Annotated in this window: 15 protein-coding genes; 9 read left to right on the top strand and 6 right to left on the bottom strand. The window is 73.3% G+C overall.

All coding sequences use genetic code 11. The features are described 5' to 3' along the window. Window positions 1-141 precede the first annotated feature (141 nt). Window positions 142-633, top strand: a complete 492-nt coding sequence (locus tag AB0I42_RS16540) for a hypothetical protein (protein WP_357538179.1) — start codon at window positions 142-144, stop codon at window positions 631-633. 25 nt (window positions 634-658) lie between these two features. On the opposite strand, the gene AB0I42_RS16535 is transcribed toward AB0I42_RS16540, so the two are convergent. After that, entirely contained in the window at window positions 659-1813 is a 1155-nt protein-coding gene (locus AB0I42_RS16535; protein WP_357538177.1) for a C45 family peptidase, read from the bottom strand. Window positions 1814-2014: 201 nt separating this feature from the next. On the opposite strand from AB0I42_RS16535, the gene AB0I42_RS16530 reads away from it, so the two are divergent. Beyond that, window positions 2015-2935, top strand: coding sequence for an alpha/beta hydrolase (locus AB0I42_RS16530; protein ID WP_357538471.1), 921 nt, complete (start codon window positions 2015-2017; stop codon window positions 2933-2935). 123 nt (window positions 2936-3058) lie between these two features. Further along, window positions 3059-3997, top strand: a complete 939-nt coding sequence (locus AB0I42_RS16525) for a DUF559 domain-containing protein (RefSeq protein WP_357538176.1) — start codon at window positions 3059-3061, stop codon at window positions 3995-3997. A 22-nt stretch (window positions 3998-4019) separates the two neighbouring features. On the opposite strand, the gene AB0I42_RS16520 is transcribed toward AB0I42_RS16525, so the two are convergent. After that, window positions 4020-4385: a hypothetical protein gene (locus AB0I42_RS16520; protein WP_357538469.1), complete on the bottom strand. Its 366-nt coding sequence runs from the start codon at window positions 4383-4385 to the stop codon at window positions 4020-4022. Then, window positions 4382-7153, bottom strand: a complete 2772-nt coding sequence (locus AB0I42_RS16515) for an SseB family protein (RefSeq protein ID WP_357538175.1) — start codon at window positions 7151-7153, stop codon at window positions 4382-4384. Before AB0I42_RS16515 ends, AB0I42_RS16520 begins: the two co-directional genes overlap by 4 nt. A 154-nt stretch (window positions 7154-7307) precedes the next feature. Here AB0I42_RS16515 and mycP point away from each other — a divergent pair, with 154 nt between their 5' ends. Then, complete coding sequence (mycP, locus tag AB0I42_RS16510; RefSeq protein WP_357538174.1) at window positions 7308-8516, top strand: type VII secretion-associated serine protease mycosin; 1209 nt, start codon at window positions 7308-7310, stop codon at window positions 8514-8516. A 104-nt stretch (window positions 8517-8620) separates the two neighbouring features. Here the strand turns inward: mycP and AB0I42_RS16505 are convergent, their stop codons facing one another. The 3 genes from AB0I42_RS16505 to eccB all read right to left on the bottom strand — a co-directional run bounded on the left by AB0I42_RS16505 (window position 8621) and on the right by eccB (window position 10792). Then, window positions 8621-8917, bottom strand: coding sequence for a WXG100 family type VII secretion target (locus AB0I42_RS16505; protein ID WP_357538172.1), 297 nt, complete (start codon window positions 8915-8917; stop codon window positions 8621-8623). A 15-nt stretch (window positions 8918-8932) separates the two neighbouring features. Continuing rightward, the gene (locus AB0I42_RS16500; RefSeq protein ID WP_357538170.1) at window positions 8933-9250 is read right to left on the bottom strand and encodes a WXG100 family type VII secretion target; all 318 of its coding nucleotides are present in this window, start codon (window positions 9248-9250) and stop codon (window positions 8933-8935) included. Between the two features lie 150 nt (window positions 9251-9400). Beyond that, window positions 9401-10792 carry a type VII secretion protein EccB gene (gene eccB / locus AB0I42_RS16495; RefSeq protein ID WP_357538169.1) on the bottom strand — a complete coding sequence of 464 codons (1392 nt, stop codon included), beginning with the start codon at window positions 10790-10792 and terminating at the stop codon, window positions 9401-9403. A gap of 119 nt (window positions 10793-10911) precedes the next feature. Between eccB and eccE the strand changes: the two genes are divergently transcribed. The 5 genes from eccE to tnpB form a co-directional block, all read left to right on the top strand. After that, window positions 10912-12795, top strand: coding sequence for a type VII secretion protein EccE (eccE, locus tag AB0I42_RS16490; protein WP_357538467.1), 1884 nt, complete (start codon window positions 10912-10914; stop codon window positions 12793-12795). Window positions 12796-12865: 70 nt separating this feature from the next. Continuing rightward, the gene (locus AB0I42_RS16485; protein ID WP_357538167.1) at window positions 12866-13252 is read left to right on the top strand and encodes a phage holin family protein; all 387 of its coding nucleotides are present in this window, start codon (window positions 12866-12868) and stop codon (window positions 13250-13252) included. Between the two features lie 106 nt (window positions 13253-13358). Then, entirely contained in the window at window positions 13359-13841 is a 483-nt protein-coding gene (locus AB0I42_RS16480; protein ID WP_357538165.1) for a GNAT family N-acetyltransferase, read from the top strand. Between the two features lie 18 nt (window positions 13842-13859). Further along, the gene (locus tag AB0I42_RS16475) at window positions 13860-14438 is read left to right on the top strand and encodes an IS607 family transposase (RefSeq protein ID WP_357538163.1); all 579 of its coding nucleotides are present in this window, start codon (window positions 13860-13862) and stop codon (window positions 14436-14438) included. Next, window positions 14435-15453: IS607 family element RNA-guided endonuclease TnpB (tnpB, locus tag AB0I42_RS16470; RefSeq protein WP_357538161.1), on the top strand; the 1019-nt coding region annotated here is incomplete at its 3' end. The genes AB0I42_RS16475 and tnpB, both read left to right, overlap by 4 nt.

The raw sequence follows: 15453 nt of genomic DNA, 5'->3' as shown, positions 1-15453 counted from the left end.
TATACCCCCCACCCCCCCCCCCCCCGCCCCCCGCCGCGCCCCGCCCGCAGCCCCCCGCCCCGCCCCCCCCGCCCCCGTTTTCCGCGCCGGCCCGACCGGGAACCCTACGGCGGTCCGCCGAGTCCAAGTAGTGTGTCCACGATGCGTCGCACCGCTGCCCCGCTCGCCGCTGGACTGACCCTGTTCGCGCTGGTGGCGGCAGGTTGCGCGAACGATCCGGACGGAGGCTCCGTGACCGATCAGTCGCCGCCCCCGGCGGCCGCGGCGTCACCGCCGTCGCCCGAACCGACACCGGAAGGCTCTCCGTCCGGCGTCGCACCCTCCGGCCGGACCAGCCCACCACCGCTGTCCAGCACCGACCTCCCGACGCTGCGGCCGCCGAGCGGGCCACCGCAGAAACCGACCGACCAACTACCGGACTCGATCGTCACCGGCCTGGTCGTCCGCGGCGGCAACGGACCGTGCTTCGGGGTGCAGAACGACGACGGCAAGCTGTACGCCCTGCACAGCTCCGAAGGTGTCCGGTTGCAGGAGGGCACGTTCGTCCGGGTCAAGGTCGAACCGCTCCTGCTCCGGATCAACTGCGGTCCCGGCGAGCACCACAGCATCGTCGAAGTGATGCCGGTGCGCTGAACCCGCGCCCGGCCGGCAGCCGCCGTCAGTCCGCCGGCAGCAGCGCGGCCAGGTCGAGCCAGGTGTAGTCGTGCCCGCACGGCGGCCCGGCCGCCAGCCCGAACCGCCGCCCGTCGAGGTCGAGCAGCACCGAATAGACCGTCTCCGAGCGGTCGAGCGGCGCGTCCCGCTCGTCGACGTGCCGGCAGATGCCCAGCGGAAAACTCGCGTGGTCGCGGAAGACCCCGATCAGGTCGTCGGCGCCCACCTTTCGAGTAGCCGCCGCGTCGGCGAGCAGGCGCCGGGCCCGCGCCGACCGGAACAACGACGAGCCGCCCCACTCCTTGATCGTGTCGAAGACCGGCAGCCCGGTCTCGAAGTGGTTGGCGTGGGTCACCAGGCCGTCCACCGGATGCAGCCAGCCCGCCTCGCCCGGTGCGAGTTCCAGGTCGATCAGTTCACCGCCGTGGTCACCGGCCTGGCCGAGCACCATGTTGATGGAGGCGTTGCGCGGGCTACGGCAGGCCGCCCGCAACGCCCAGGCCAGACTGTCGGCCTCCAGCACCGAACGGAGCAGCACGTGGTAGGGCACACCGGGTGCTCCGCCGCCACGGGGCAGCCCGTCACGGTCGCAGCCCAGCATGTTGATGCAGACCCCCACGCCGGCCGAATTGAGCCCGGCCTTCGCCAGCATGCCCGCCTCGGCCAGCGTCACGACCGCGTGGCCCCGCTCGTCCCGGGTCGCCAGCAGCACCGTGGCCTCCCGCTGGGCCGGGTGCCAGTCCCAGTTCTGCCCGATCAGCAGGCTTCCGGTGGCGGTGTGCGTACCCAGCACACCAACCGCGGTGCAGCCTCCGTCACCGCCGTCGGGGCGTACGCCGTAGATCAGTTCGGTACGCGCGTTCAGCGCGTAGATCTCCTCGACCGAGGCGCCCGCCCCCTCGGCGACGCCGTCGAGCATCTCGGCGACCCGCGGGTGGTGGTCGAGCGTCGTACGCCGGAACCCGGCACCGGCGACACGAACCGCGGCGGCGTCGAGACCGGCCTGCTCACGGAACCGGCGCAGGTAGAGGTCGAGGTTGGCGGCGACGAGCGCACGGGCGGCCCGCCCGTAGGCGGCACCACACTCGGCGGGCGTGCCCTGGACGCTGACGACCGGCACCGGAAGGTCTGCGTACGTCGTGGCGGGGTCGACGGTCATTCGAGCACCGTAACCGCCGCCGGCCGCCGGGGAGAACCCGTATTCGCCGAGCCGGGCCGCGATCGAACGTAACCCGCTGATCAGGCCCTAGGCTGGCGCCGTGAGCGAGCGTAGCGAGCGAACCATCGGGCTCAGTCGAGAACACGGTGGGGCCGAGCGAAGCGAGGAAGCACCGTGAGCGAGCTTGAGCGGCGGGCCGGCATGATCCCGGCCGTCGACGAGTCGTGTGTGTTGGACGATGGTCCGTGGACCCATCGGTTCATCGGCGCCAACGGCACCCGGTTTCACGTGGTCGAGGCCGGCACCGGACCTCTCGTCCTCTTTCTGCATGGCTTTCCGGAGTTCTGGTACGCCTGGCACCACCTGTTGCCCGCAGTGGCCGATGCGGGATTCCGGGCGGTCGCGGTCGATCTGCGCGGGTACGGCGCCAGCGACAAGCCGCCCCGGGGATACGACGGCTACACGATGGCGGCCGACGTCACCGGCCTGATCCGGGCGCTGGGCGAGCGTCGGGCGAGCATCGTCGGTGCCGGGTTCGGTGGCATGGTGGGCTGGACGGCGGCGAGCTTCCACCCGAAGATGGTGCACCGCCTGGTGGTGCTCGGTGCACCGCATCCGCTGCGCCTGCGGGCGGCCATCTTCGCCGACCCCCGGGGCCAGTTCGCGGCGGCCACGCCGACGCTGCGGTTCCAGATCCCTCGCTACGAGCACGTGCTGACCAGGAACAACGCCGCGATGGTGCGCGGGTTCCTGCGGGACTGGGGTGGTCCGGACTGGGTGAACGGCCCGTCGTTCGAGGCGTACGCCGACCGGTGCAGGGAGGCGATCCGCATCCCGCAGGCGTCGTTCTGCGCCCTGGAGGGTTACCGGTGGGCCTTCCGTTCGGTGCTGCGGCTGCACGGCTACCGGTTCGTGCGGCTGATGCAGAAGCCGCTGGTGACCCCGACGCTGCAACTGCACGGTGCACTCGACACGGCGTCGCTGCCCCGCACCGCGCAGGGCTCCGGCCGGTACGTCATCGCACCCTACGAGTGGCGCCTGCTGGACGGGGTCGGGCACTTCCCGCATGTCGAGTCCCCCGACCTGGTGCTCGGCGAGGTCCTGCGCTGGGTCAAGTCCTGAGAGGCTGCCGGCCGCCTTAGCACACCGGGCGGCGATCTGGGCGTTGTCCACAGGGCAGGTGGTTATCCACAGGCGAGCGGGATCGGGCTTCCCAGAACACCCGACAGGCGCGATCGTCACGGCATGACCGACCTCTACGACGCCGCCGCCGCACTGCCCCGCCTCCTGCGCGCCGAGCACCGTCCCCACCCGGCACGGTCACTGCCACGGCCGGCGGCCGTCCGGTGGACAACGAGCACAGGGCACCTGCATCAGGCCCGACCGGATCCGCAGGCCCGGCCCGACCTTCTCGACGTCGTACGGGGCACGCTGCGGGTGGCGCCGCCGGCCGCCGTGGTGGCGTACCACACCGCCGCCCAGCTGCACGGGTTCGGCGTGGTGCCGGTCCACGCCGTCCACGTCGCCGTCCCCAGCGGCACCCCCGTGCCGCAACGGCGTGGTGTCACGGCACACGAGTCGAAGCTGCCGTTCGGCGACCTGACCGAGGTCTGCGGGCTGCCCTGCCTGCCGGCGCCCCGGACAGCCGTCGACCTTGCCCGCACCCTGCCCCGTCCGGACGCGCTCGCCGTACTCGACGCGGCGCTGCGGTCCGGGGCGGTCACCGCCGAGACGCTGGGGGCCGAACTCCTCCGGCACGACCGGCTGCGCGGCATCCGGCAGGCCCGGGAGCTGGCGGCCATCGCCAGCCCGCTGGCCGAGTGCCGGCAGGAGACCCACCTGCGGCTCGTGCTGCACGACGGCCGGCTGCCGGCACCCACCCCACGACTGGGCGTCTCCGACGAGTGGGGCGTGGAACGGCACCGGACGGATCTCGGCTACCAGCGGCAGCGGGTCGGGATCGAATACGACGGCATCGCGCACCTGGACCGCCGGGGTTCACGGCTCGACCCGCGTCGACACGACTGGCTCACCAGGCAGGGCTGGACCATCCGCTACGTCAGCGACGACGACCTCTACCGGCGGCCGGATCTGCTGGTCGCGGCCATACGCGCGACGCTGACCCGACGGTCCTGGTGGCGCCCACGCCGCTACACCGAGGCACCACACACGGCGGCCGGGTAAGGGCACCGCCCGACCGGCGTGGTCAGGCCCGGTATTCGCGTAGTTCGACGACTTCGTTGGCCGGCGCCCAGCCCTGATACACGCCGAAATCGAAGGCTTCCAGCCCCATCGACTCGGCGACCGGTGAGCGTCCGCCGGTGTATTCGACCCGCAGCCAACTGTCGTGCTGGGCCAGCACGATGAACGGCTGTCCCTTCCACTCGCAGGTGGTGCGTACGTATGCGAGATCCTCGACCTCCGAGGCCGGCACGACGCGTACGAAGCGTCCCGGGCGCACCTCTTCGAAGCCGTCGCCGGCCTCGGGCTGGTAGATCCGGACCCGGTCGCCGTCGGGGCTGGCCTCGTATTCCCGGCCCTCCCAGCGGGCGACGTAACCGTCACGCATCAGCTCTCCCCGGTCTTCTTCCAGGCAGGGGCGTCACTGTCCAGGGTCGCGACCAGGGTCTCGCCGTCGTCGGCGCCGATCCGCCAGATCTGTGCACCGTGTGGAAGGCGGATGCTGTCCACCTTGAACTCGGCGATCACGTCGCTGCTCTCGCCCGGGGCGAACCCGTTGCCCCGGAAGGGGGCACGCTCGATGACCCAGCCCTCCATCGCCCGCATGGCCGACTCCGTCTGCCCGCCGTACGGGATGCGGTAGAGGCTCGGCCGATAGGCCGGCCACCGCAGCACGTAGACCTCGTCCATGTCCCGGGTGAACGGCGATCCCTGATAGCCGAGCCCGAGCGCGGCGTGCAGCCGGGCCGGCGACGTCAGGTGGGCGATCTCGTTCGCCCGGTGCACGAAGCCGGAGACCCGGTCGTAGCCTCGGTCGAGGTAGTAGGCGACCTGGCTCGGGGCGATCGTCTTCTGCATCATCGTCGGGCTGCCGGGATCCTGCCGTGCCGGCGCGTACGTCGAACGGGGCGCGGATTCCTCGGCCGCCGGCACCTCGGTCGGCTCGCCCTCGTCGGTGCCGAGTCCGACGTCGGCCGCCCAGCTCGCGAGAGCGATGATCTGGGCACCGGGCAGCTTGGCCCCGATCGGCGATCCCAGGTTGACCGCGAACGACCAGGCATCGTCCGGCCAACGCCGGATGAGCTGGATGAACTTGACCTCCACCGTCTCGATCGGATCGGTGGAGTGCTCGGCCAGACGCTCCGGGGATGTGAAGACGACGATGTAGTCCTCGTCGTCGAGGCTTTCGGTGTGCCAGGTGAAGCCGTCCTGGCCCGGCTTCGATCCGGCGGCCGAGCCGGGCGCGGTGGGCAGGAGCACCTTCGCGAGCAGGAGGGTCGACAGGAACGAGTCGGTGTTTCCGGCTCGGGCGGCCTCGGCCAGGCTCTCCTCGACGGAGTTGGCCGCGACGAAGTCCCGGAGGGCAGGGTCGACCACGGGTGGGGCGGGTTCGGGCTCCGGCGCGACCGCCGACGGCTGGGGTCGCGGCGGATCGGACTGCCGCTCGGGCCCGGGCGTGGCTGGGCCGGCCGGCGCGGTGTCGTCCCACCGCCGGGCGGCAAAGGCATCGGTGGGGGTTTCGTTACCGGTAGGGAACCCGGTGCCCGTCCCGGTCGTGATGGTTCCCGACGCCGGCGCGGCGGCGTTCCCGGTCGTCTCGGTGGCGCTGGCGGCGCCGGACGCGGCTTCGGCAGCGTCCCAGGGGGTGGGGTTCGCACCGGTCCCCGAGCTGGCCGGCACGCTCGGACGTTCGACGGTCGCCGCCCGGTCGGTGAGCCAGCCGGCCGACGCCGGTTCGGCCGCCGGCCGTGCGGTGGCAGGCTCCGATGTGGTCTGGGGCAGCCAGCCGCCGGCCGCCGGCCGGCTGGCGTGCGCCTGCGGGGTGGCGCCCGGTGCCTCCGGGGCGGCGGTGTCGCCTCCGGCCGGCCGTCCGGAGAGGACGGATCCGGGTCCGGTGTCGACTCCCTGCTGCTCCGACTGGGGCAGCCAACCACCGGACGACGTGGACGCCGGGTGGGAGACCGGCCCGCCCTGGTGGGGTGTCGACCAGTCGTCGCCGGCCTGTGATGCGGGCCGGTCACCAGAAGGGCGGTCACCGGGAGGTAGGCCACCGGCTGAGGGGGCCGACGGGCTGTTGTCGGCTGTCGAGGACCAGGCGCCAGGCGCCGGACGCCGGTCACCCCCCAGGGGCGCGGGCCGGGGCGGGTTGGCGAACCCGTCGCGCGGCGGCCGGGCGGGCTTTTCGAAGAAGGATGACGACGGGGCACCGCTCCCCGGTCTGGTCGGTGTCGCCGGTCCCGGCGACACCGGAGCCGGGGAGACCGGGGCACCGGCCTGCGCCGGTGACACGGGTGCCGCAGAGACTGGGGCCGCGGAAACCGGGGCCGGAAGGACCGACCCGGGCGAGACCGGCCCGGATGCGGTCGGTCGGGACAACGGTACGGCCGGAGGCTGCCCTGTCGAGGGTCCGACCTGGACAGGTGAGACAGGGGTCGGCGGGCCGGCCACGGCCGAACCCGGCCCCGATGCGGCGGCGGCCGGGGAGACCGGGACGCCCGAGGTCGGCACACCCGACGTCGGCACACCGGAGGTCGGCACACCCGACGTCGGACCGCCGGAGGTCGGCACCCCCGACACCGGCCTGGGCACGCCGGGCCAGCCGCCCGGCGGCGACACCGGCGCCTCGGCCGTGGACGGCGGCTGGCCGGACGAAACGCCGGGAGGCGCCTGGGAGGCCGGGTCGGCGGGACGCGGTACGGAGGCGGTGGCGCGAGCCCGCGCCGCCTGCTCCACCCGCTCCAGTCGGGACCGGGCGCCGATGGTGCGGCCCGGCAACCGGACGTCGCCCCTCGCCAGTTGAGAGACGAACCAGGCCGGGAGGTATCCCTCGATCGGCAGGCCGGGGTTTACGGCCAGCCACCATTCAAGATTGGGCCAGTTCTTGGCCAACTCGTGGTAAGGCACCCGGCGGGCCGAACTCGCGTTGTCGGCCAGGCACGCCTGGAGTGCGTCACTGGAGGAGAAGGCGAGGACGTGGGTCCGTCCACCCGTGCTCCAGGTGCCCCACCCCATCGTCGTACGGCCGGCCAGTGCGTCGGCGGAGACCGGCAGCAGGAGCTCGGTGCGTGCGAGGATCCGGAAGTAAAGCTCCTGGTCATTCGCGCGCAAAGCGTCCCGCATGGCGGCCTCGGCCTCGGTGGCCGGCTCCCATTCGGTCACGGCCACCTCCCTTCCAGCGAAGAGGCCACAGGCATCGCGTACAACCTACAAGGTAGGAACAAGATCAGGATGCATGGCCTGCGACGGATACCACGGTCGAGGGTCCGTCGATAACATCCGGTGCCGGACCCGACACGAATCGAAAGGTCTTGTCATGCCCGGCCGCACAGCCCGATTCGCACTGACCGGCACGGCCGTCGGGGCGGCCCTCGTACTCATCGCCGCGCCGCCACCGGCCGCGGTCGCGGCACCGGCCTGCACCGCCCCGCCGACCGCCGGCCCGGTGGCGACGGAGGTGCCGTGGGCACAACAGCGATTCGGGCACGAACGCCTCGCGCCGCTGGCCACCGGAGCGGGTGTGATCGTCGCGGTCATCGACTCCGGCGTCGATCGCGATCATCCGCAGCTCGCGGACCGGGTACTGCGCGGCGTCGACCGACTCGACGCCGGCGGTGACGGCGGACGCGACTGCGTGGGGCACGGAACGGCCGTCGCCAGCATCATCGCGGCCGCCGCCCACGGCGGCACACCGTTTCGCGGTCTGGCTCCCGGTGCGGCGATCCTGCCGGTACGCATCAGCGAGCAGCAGATCGTCCACGGTGAGGAGTCGGGTCGCACGGTCGACGGCGGGCAGTTCGCCGCCGCCATCCGGTGGGCCACGGATCGTGGTGCCGACGTGCTGAACCTGTCCGTCGTGCTCTACCGCGACGATCCCGCCGTACGCGCCGCGGTCGCCTACGCGGCCGCCCGGGACGTGGTGCTGGTCGCCGCCGCCGGCAACCTGCACGACGACGGTGACCCGCTCCCCTATCCGGCCGCCTATGACGGGGTGCTCGGGGTGGGCGCGATCGCGGCCGACGGGAGCCGTGCCCCGTTCTCCCAGACCGGCGCCTACGTCGACGTGGTCGCGCCGGGCGCCGGGGTGCTCGCCGCAGCGCCGGAACGCGGCCACCGGCGGCAGGACGGCACGAGCTACGCCGCACCGTTCGTCGCAGCCACCGCCGCATTAGTTCGGGAGTACCGGCCGGACCTGTCGGCGGCCGAGGTGGCCGCGCGGATCGTCGCCACGGCCGACCCGGCACCGGCCGGCGGCACCGACGGCTACGGGGCCGGAGTCGTCAACCCCCACCGTGCGGTCACCGAGACCGGCGCGGTCGCGTGGGAGCAGTCCCCGGCCGCTCTGCCGGGGTCCGTGGTGGATCCGGCTACCGCCGGGCAGCGGGAGCGGCGCGACCGGGCCCGGGACCGGGCGGTGCTGTTCGCCGGGGCGGGCGCGGCGGTGGCGATCACGGCGGTGCTGTTGTCGGTGGTGCTGCCCCGGGGCCTCCGGCGGCGCTGGCGCCCGGCCGGACCACCCTCCTGACCGACCTTCATCCTGACCGGCCCGGCCACCCACCTGACCGGCCCGGCCACCCACCGGAGCCGACGGTCCGCCCACCGGAGCCGGCGGGCGGACCGGGCCAGCGGCTAGCTGAAGAGTTCGGCCGCTCGACGATCGGTGGCCAGGTAGTCGGCGGCGGAGTCGTCCAGGGCCACCTTGATCTCCCTGAGCATCGCCTGCAGTTCCGCGGACGACGCCCGCCACCGGTCCTGGCGTATCCGGTAGGCCTGGCTCGCCTCGCCGTCCCACTTGGCGACCAGCGGAGCGGCGTCACGTTCGAGCTGGTCGAGTTGTGCGCCCAGGGTGTTGAGCGCCTTCTGGATGTCGGCGCTGGCCTGCTGCATCTGGCCGAACCTGACCACCAGCACGTCATCGTTGCGCATCGGGGCTACCTCCGGTCAGAGCGGCAGGGTCAGGCCGCGGTTGGTGTTGGCGATCCGGCCCGCCGCCTCGGCGTCGGCGGCCTCGTATCGCTGGCCCGCGGTGCGGACGCCGGCGGCGGTCTCCCGCAGGGCCCGCTGGAGGGCATCCTGGTTCTGCGCCCACTGCTGCTTGACCTGCTCGAAGGAGCGTCCGCCGGCACCCTGCCAGGCGGTCTGCAGCACCTCCAGGTCTGCCTTCAGCCCGTTGAGCATGCTGCGCAGCGACTCCTCGACCTGCTCGAACCTGTCCGCGGTCTGTCGCATCACCGCGGCCTCTGCCTGTGTCTGCGTCACCCGTTTCCCCCGTTCCCGAACATCCAGCACGTCCCGCGCGATCCAGAGTGGACCGGCGCGGCCGAATCGGTTCGTCGCTGACGGTAGCCGGACGGAAGCGGAGGCGGTACCCCTCACCGCTGGCCTGTGGATAACCCTGGAATCGACCCGCTAACGCGCGGCGGCCGCGCTCGCCGCCTCGGGATCGAGCGGTGCCCCGGCCGGCACCAGTGCGACCAGATTCGCCGGCAGTCGCTGCGGGCGCACCGCGCCGAAGCCGAGCATGGCCAGAGTGTCCGAACCGGACACGACGTGCCGGCGGCCGAGGTCGGTGACAACGGAGATCGCGCCGCCGGACGCGCCCGGCGCCGCCGTGGCCTCGACGACCGCGCCCCGGCCGGGCACCACCAGCACGTGGTCGGCGAGCGCACCCCCGCGCTCCGATCGGCCGCTGGTGCGTACGGCTTCGTCCACGTCCGGAGCGGTGACGCCGACACGTACGTGGGTTCCGCCGGTCTCGTCGCGCACGGCGCCGCAGACGGCGCCGCTGGCGGCGTCAGCCAACCGGGGCGTGGTGGCCGGTGGCGCCGCGTCGCCGGTGGGCACCAGGTCGGGAATCCGCGGAAGGCTGGCGAACCGTCCCTGGGACAGTTCGGTCGGCCGGTTCTGACCGGAGGCGGTGAGCAGCAGGTCGGCCTGAACCTGGGTGATGCCGGCGAGGCCGCCGCGGCCGGCGACCGCGTACTGCCGGCCACCGTCCTGGCTGGCGATCACGAACACCTCGCCGATTCGGGCGCCGGGCACCTCACCGGCCGACTGTCCATGATCGACGATCCGGATGCGCCCGAGGTCCGCCCCGACCGGCAGGGCGTTGAGCAGGGCCGGCGCCAGGGGTACGGGTCGGACGCCGGCCCAGCCGAGGGCGGTCAGCACCAGCGTCTCGTCACGCACGAGGTGCCGCCGGTCGCGCCGGACCAGGTGCAGCGAACCGTCCGGGTGCCGGCCGAGCACCGCACGCTCCTCCAGCGGCACACCGTCCGCCGGTTCGGCCCCGACCAGCAGCGTCGACCGGGCCACCCGTCCCCCGTCCGCACCGGTCGGCGTCGAGCAGACGGTCCATGGCGCCGCCGACAGCCGGTCGGCGGCGGGCAGCGAATCCGGGGCGCCGGCGATACCAAGTGGTGTCCCGCGCGGCACTCCCTCGATCGACCGGCGCGAGACGAGGACCGTCTTCGGCTCGGCCGAGCCGACGATGAGCAGTGCGGAGGCGTAGTTGAGGACCAGGTGCAGCCGCTCCTCGCGGAAGACGTAGCGGGCGCCGGATTCCTTCTCCACGATCACCGCGGCCGGATCGCGCCAGTTGGCGCCGCTCCCGCCGGCGAGCACGCCGTACACGGCCATCCCGCCCAGCGCGATCAGTGCGATGAGGACACTGGCCAGCGTCGCGCCGGCGACCCGCCGGAACGGCGACTGTGCCGGATCGGTCTCCCGCATGACGAGCGCCGCAACGACCCGCTGGACCGCGAACTGGTGCGAGTGCAGCTGGTCCTGCCGCGACGGCATCGGGCCCCCTCCCGCTCGGTCCGGCCAATACGATAGGCCACCAAGCCACTACCGACCGCCCCCGTCCACATCGGAGTGCGGGTCACGGATCCGACGCACGGGAGGCCATCGCGGTGACCATGACCGTCGCGGGCGGCGGGCCCCCGGCCGGGCCGGTCCGCGCACCCGCCGGCCGGGGGCACCGGCTGGGCGTACGGGCCGGGCAGGTGGTCGCGGTGCAGGCGGCAATCGCCTTGGCCGTCGCCGCGGCGGGGAGCGGCCCGGTCGCGCTCACCGGTGCCGTGCTGGCCGGCGCCGCACTCACCCTCGTCGCCTGGATACGGGTCGACGGCCGCTGGGCGTACGAATGGCTCCTGGTCGCCGCCCGCTACGCGACCCGGGGGCACGCCACCGGCAGCCCGCCCCGGCCGGGCGACCTGCTGGGGCTGGTCGCCCCAGGGGCCCAAGTGATCGCCACCGACCTCGACGGCGACCGCATCGGGCTCGTCGCCGACACCGTCGGGCTCACCGCCGTCCTCGTCCTGGAGGATCCGGCATCCCTGCTCGCCACTCCGCCCCGGCCGGTGCCCGACCTGGTGACCCTGTTGCCGCCGGCCGGCGGCGACGCCCCGCCGGTCCGGATCCAGGTGCTGGTCACCGTGTCACCGCCGGCAGGGGCCGGACCGGACGGGCCGGCGGCGTCCTACCGGCGACTCACCGGCGGTCGGGTGCCCGGCGCGGCGCGGACGGTCCTCGCGATCCGGGTGCCGCGCACCGCGGGCTGGTCCGACGACGACCTGCGGCGCACCCTGTCCAGCCAGATCCGCCGGCTCCGGCGGCGGCTCGCCCCGACGCCGGCCCGGCCGCTGCCCGCCGAGGCGGTGCCCCGCGTACTCGCCGAACTGGCCCACCTCGACGGCACCGCACCGGCACACGAGACCTGGCCGGCGGTGTCGACCGGTGGGCTGGTGCAGGCGACGTTCCGGCTGCGCCGCTGGCCCGCCCCGGACGAACCGGCCACCCGCCGGCTGGTGCCCGCCCTGCTGGGCCTGCCGGTGGCGGCGACCACCGTCTCGGTCGCCGCCGGGCCGCGCCCCACCGCCGGCTCCGACACGGTCCCGGCCGAGCTTGCCGTACGGCTCGCCGCGAGCTCCGCCACCGAACTGTCCGCGGCGGCCCGGCTGCTGCACCAACTGCTCGCCGCCGCCGGGGCACGGGCCGACCGGCTCGACGGCGAGCAGCTGCCGGGATTCGCCGCGACGCTGCCACTGGGCGGCTTCGGCCCGGGCCGGCCCGGTGCACCGGTGGCATCCGCCGTCCTCGCCGCCCTCGCCCCACCGGTTGGCGGCGCCGGGCTGGTGCTGGGTGCGGACCGTCACGGTGCCCCGCTGGTCGTCCGCGTCTTCCGGGCCGAACCGACCCTGGCGATGCTGGTCGGCGGGGTCACCGTGGCACAACTGATCACCCTGCGCGTGCTGGCGCTGGGCGTCCGGGTCGTCGTGCGGACCGACCGGCCCGGGACGTGGGAACCGTTCGTACGCGGGGTGGGCGCCCGCGACGGGCTGCTGACGCTGGTCGCGCCGGGGCAGCCGGTCACCGGCCCACCGGCGGCACCGCTGCGCCCGGTCCTGGTCGTGGTCGACAGCGGTCCGGTCGACGCCGCGGCGGTGAACGGACCGTGGACGACCAGCCTGGTGGTCCGCGACGAGGTCGCCGCAGCGGACGCCGGCACGCTGGCCGGCGCCGATCTCGTCCTGCTCCAACGGCTACCGCCGGACGGGGCAGCCCTGGTCGGATCAACGCTGGGCCTGGGTACGTCGGCGGACTGGCTGCCCCGGATCCGGGCCGACATGATCGGGGTCGTCAGCCGGAACCGGCTGCGTTGGGCGCTGCTGTCCCCGACCTCGATCGAAACCGGGCTGCTGTCATCGATTCCGGCCGGCGGGCCGCGCCCGGCCGAAGCCGGGCCGCTGTCACGGGACCCGGTCGAGGCCGATCTGATCGGCCCGCCGGCCGGGCGGTGAACCCGCGACCTGGCGGGATCGACCGGACGCGGATCCCGACAAAGATCGACGACGTGGCACGATCCTGCGCATGTCTCTCCTGAAAGGCATCGTGATCCGGCTGGCCAGCACCGCCCTGGCCTTCTGGCTCGCCACGCTGCTGATCCCCGGCATCCATCTCTACACCGAGTCGATCGGCGAGGCGGTGGGTGCACTGCTGCTGGTCTCGGTCATCTTCGGCCTGGTCAACGCCGTCCTGCAACCGGTCATCAAGACCGTGGGCTGCGCCTTCTACCTGCTCACCCTCGGCCTCATCGCACTCGTGGTGAACGGGTTGCTCTTCCTGTTCACCAGTTGGATCGCCGGCCAACTGGGGCTGCCGTTCCACGTCGACGGGTTCTGGCCCTCGGCCGTGCTCGGCGCGCTCCTCGTCGGCGTGGTCACCTGGGTCCTCGGGCTGATCCTGGACCGCGACTGACCTACGACCAGCGCCGGTGATGCGACGGCCGGCGGGGACCGCGACCGGGGCCACAATCCGGTAATCGGCTCGCGCCGGCCCGCCCGGTGACGACTAGCGTCGGGGCGTGCTGACGATCACCCGGGGCGATGGTTACGAGCTTTCCGACGACCCCCGCCGGATCGACATCGACCGGGTCCACCGGTGGCTGTCCACCGAGTCCTACTGGGCCAAGGGCCGATCCCGGGCCCTGGTCGCCCGCTCGATCATGGGATCGACGGTTTTCGCCGCCTACCGGACGACCGACGGGACCCAGGTCGCGTTCGCCCGGGTGGTGACCGACGGCGCCACCTTCGCCTGGCTGTGCGACGTGTTCGTCGACCGCGCCGAACGCGGGCATGGCCTCGGTACGTGGCTGGTTTCGACGGCTCGTGACGAGCTCGCCGCCCGGGGCGTACGCCGGATCCTGCTGGCCACCGCCGACGCCCACGGGGTCTACGCCAAGCTGGGTTTCGAGGCGCTGGCCGAGCCAGCCCGCTGGATGCAACTCGACCAGCGCGACCAGGGGATGACAACTGATGGCCATTCGATCGTCAGTAGTGATCACTAGCCCGCTATAGTTCACGTGGTGAATCTGAAGGAGTGGGCGGCGGCCACCGGTATCTCGTATGCGACCGCGCGACGGCGGTACGAGTCCGGCACGCTGCCTGTTCCCGCATACCGGCTGGGTCGGCTGATCATGGTTGGTGAACCGTTGACCGGCGTGACCGCGGGGGCCGGGCAGACGGTGGTGTACGCCAGGGTGTCGTCGGCCGACCAGAAACCTGACCTGGACCGGCAGGTCGCGCGGGTCGTCATCTGGGCCACCGGACAGCACCTCGCGGTGGACCGTGTGGTGACCGAGGTCGGTTCCGCGCTGGACGGGCACCGCAAGGAGTTCCTGGCGCTGCTGCGCGACCCGCGGGTGACGACTGTTGTGGTCGAGCACCGGGACCGGTTCGCCCGGTTCGGTGCCGAGTACGTGGAAGCTGCCCTGGCCGCGCAGGGGCGCCGACTGCTGGTGGTCGATCCGGCCGGGGTCGATGACGACCTGGTCGGCGACGTCACCGAGATCCTGACATCGTTGTGCGTCCGCCTGTACGGCCGCCGTGCCGCCGCGGACCGTGTCCGCCGCGCGGTCGAGGCGGTCACCGGGGACCCGGGGTGAAGACGGTCCAGGCGTACCGGTTCGCCCTCGACCTGACCGCCACGCAGGAACGTGACGTGTACGCGCATGCCGGTGCGGCTCGGGTCGCCCGTAACTGGGCTCTCGCCCGGGTGAAGGCCGTCATGGATCAGCGCGCGGCCGAACGCACCTACGGTGTTCCCGACGAGCTACTGACCCCCACGGTGTCGTGGACGCTCCCGGCGTTGCGGCGGGCGTGGAACGCGGCGAAGCCCGAGGTGGCGCCGTGGTGGTCCGAGGTGTCCAAGGAGGCGTTCAACACCGGCCTCGACGCACTCGCTCGCGGCTTGAAGAGCTGGGCCGACTCCCGGTCGGGTAAGCGAGCCGGCCGGCCGGTGGGCTTTCCCCGGTTCGCGTCCCGTCGGCGCACCACACCGTCTGTGCGGTTCACCACCGGGGCGATCCGGGTCGAGGCCGATCGGATGCATGTGGTGCTGCCCCGGCTGGGCCGGTTGAAGCTGCACGAGTCTGCCCGCAAACTGGCCCGCCGCCTCGAGGTGGGCACGGCGCGGATCATGTCCGCGACCGTGCGTCGTGACGGCGGACGCTGGCACGTGTCGTTCACCGTCGAGGTCGAGCGCACCGCCCGTACTCCGGTCCGGCCGGGCACCGTGGTCGGCGTGGACGTCGGTATCAGGCACCTCGCGGTGCTGTCCACCGGGGAGCTGGTCGACAGTCCTCGCCACCTGGTGACCGCGCAGCGGCGGATGCGGACGCTCGGCCGGGCGCTGTCCCGCAAGATTGGCCCGGACCGGCGCGCCGGCCGACGTGCGTCGAAGCGGTGGGAACGTGCGGCAGGCCGGCTCGGCCGGGCACACGCCCGGGTGGCGAACCTGCGCCGCGACGGGCTGCACAAGCTCACCACCCGCATCGCCGCCACTGTCGGCACGGTCGTGGTCGAAGACCTCAACGTCTCGGGCATGCTCGCCAACCGCAAGCTGGCCAGGCATGTCGCCGACGCTGGTTTCGCGGAGATCCGCCGCCAGTTGGCGTACAA

The sequence above is a fragment of the Polymorphospora sp. NPDC050346 genome, from assembly GCF_040655695.1.
Classification (GTDB): Bacteria; Actinomycetota; Actinomycetes; order Mycobacteriales; family Micromonosporaceae; genus Polymorphospora; species Polymorphospora lycopeni.
This window is presented reverse-complemented; position numbering and strand designations above follow the sequence as displayed.

Bases quoted from the DNA above. Each gene is read 5' to 3' on its own strand.
- AB0I42_RS16525 (WP_357538176.1), top strand. From the start codon at position 3,059: ATGACCGACCTCTACGACGCCGCCGCCGCACTGCCCCGCCTCCTGCGC.
- AB0I42_RS16530 (WP_357538471.1), top strand. From the start codon at position 2,015: ATGATCCCGGCCGTCGACGAGTCGTGTGTGTTGGACGATGGTCCGTGG.
- mycP (WP_357538174.1), top strand. From the start codon at position 7,308: ATGCCCGGCCGCACAGCCCGATTCGCACTGACCGGCACGGCCGTCGGG.
- AB0I42_RS16540 (WP_357538179.1), top strand. From the start codon at position 142: ATGCGTCGCACCGCTGCCCCGCTCGCCGCTGGACTGACCCTGTTCGCG.
- AB0I42_RS16505 (WP_357538172.1), bottom strand. From the start codon at position 8,917: ATGCGCAACGATGACGTGCTGGTGGTCAGGTTCGGCCAGATGCAGCAG.
- AB0I42_RS16485 (WP_357538167.1), top strand. From the start codon at position 12,866: ATGTCTCTCCTGAAAGGCATCGTGATCCGGCTGGCCAGCACCGCCCTG.
- AB0I42_RS16535 (WP_357538177.1), bottom strand. From the start codon at position 1,813: ATGACCGTCGACCCCGCCACGACGTACGCAGACCTTCCGGTGCCGGTC.
- eccE (WP_357538467.1), top strand. From the start codon at position 10,912: ATGACCGTCGCGGGCGGCGGGCCCCCGGCCGGGCCGGTCCGCGCACCC.
- eccB (WP_357538169.1), bottom strand. From the start codon at position 10,792: ATGCCGTCGCGGCAGGACCAGCTGCACTCGCACCAGTTCGCGGTCCAG.